Source organism: Haloarcula japonica DSM 6131, assembly GCF_000336635.1.
GTDB classification, from domain to species: Archaea; Halobacteriota; Halobacteria; order Halobacteriales; family Haloarculaceae; genus Haloarcula; species Haloarcula japonica.
In genome coordinates, this window is record NZ_AOLY01000015.1 from 1 (window position 1) to 1,456 (window position 1,456).

The window sequence follows — 1,456 nt, forward strand, 5'->3', positions numbered from 1 at the left end:
AAGGACTGGGCAAGACCGGTGCCAGCCGCCGCGGTAATACCGGCAGTCCAAGTGATGGCCGATATTATTGGGCCTAAAGCGTCCGTAGCTTGCTGTGTAAGTCCATTGGGAAATCGACCAGCTCAACTGGTCGGCGTCCGGTGGAAACTACACAGCTTGGGGCCGAGAGACTCAACGGGTACGTCCGGGGTAGGAGTGAAATCCTGTAATCCTGGACGGACCACCAATGGGGAAACCACGTTGAGAGACCGGACCCGACAGTGAGGGACGAAAGCCAGGGTCTCGAACCGGATTAGATACCCGGGTAGTCCTGGCTGTAAACAATGCTCGCTAGGTATGTCACGCGCCATGAGCACGTGATGTGCCGTAGTGAAGACGATAAGCGAGCCGCCTGGGAAGTACGTCCGCAAGGATGAAACTTAAAGGAATTGGCGGGGGAGCACCACAACCGGAGGAGCCTGCGGTTTAATTGGACTCAACGCCGGAAATCTCACCGGTCCCGACAGTAGTAATGNGATGAAACTTAAAGGAATTGGCGGGGGAGCACCACAACCGGAGGAGCCTGCGGTTTAATTGGACTCAACGCCGGAAATCTCACCGGTCCCGACAGTAGTAATGACAGTCAGGTTGACGACTTTACTCGACGCTACTGAGAGGAGGTGCATGGCCGCCGTCAGCTCGTACCGTGAGGCGTCCTGTTAAGTCAGGCAACGAGCGAGACCCACACTTCTAGTTGCCAGCAACACCCCTGTGGTGGTTGGGTACACTAGGAGGACTGCCATTGCTAAAATGGAGGAAGGAATGGGCAACGGTAGGTCAGTATGCCCCGAATGGACCGGGCAACACGCGGGCTACAATGGCTATGACAGTGGGATGCAACGCCGAGAGGCGACGCTAATCTCCAAACGTAGTCGTAGTTCGGATTGCGGGCTGAAACCCGCCCGCATGAAGCTGGATTCGGTAGTAATCGCGTGTCAGAAGCGCGCGGTGAATACGTCCCTGCTCCTTGCACACACCGCCCGTCAAAGCACCCGAGTGGGGTCCGGATGAGGCTATCATGCGATGGTCGAATCTGGGCTCCGCAAGGGGGCTTAAGTCGTAACAAGGTAGCCGTAGAGGAATCTGCGGCTGGATCACCTCCTACTGACCGGGATCAGGGCCTTGCCCTGACCCACCTACATTGACTGGTGACCACAAGTCACCGCGAGTCGGCAAGCGCCGACTACTGCATGGGCCCGCTGGGCTCACAAGACCTATCCGAGGCGGATATCCCCTTACGGGGATGTCGGGTGCAACTCCCGACGGGTCCGTACTTCGTATCGCGGACGAATCCGTCCCCTTAAGTGTGGGACGGCATTCGGATGTGATACGACGACAGATGCACCAAGCCGGGTGAAACCGAGCTTGGGAAGGGTCGATTCGCCCACCATCTCCACCTTGGGGGCGAATATGAAAC

At 57.5% G+C, this 1,456-nt stretch carries 1 rRNA gene; it reads left to right on the top strand.

The features are described from left to right. Window positions 1–1,142 (top strand): 16S ribosomal RNA (locus C444_RS22540); the annotation flags it as partial. Between the last annotated feature and the right edge of the window lie 314 nt (window positions 1,143–1,456).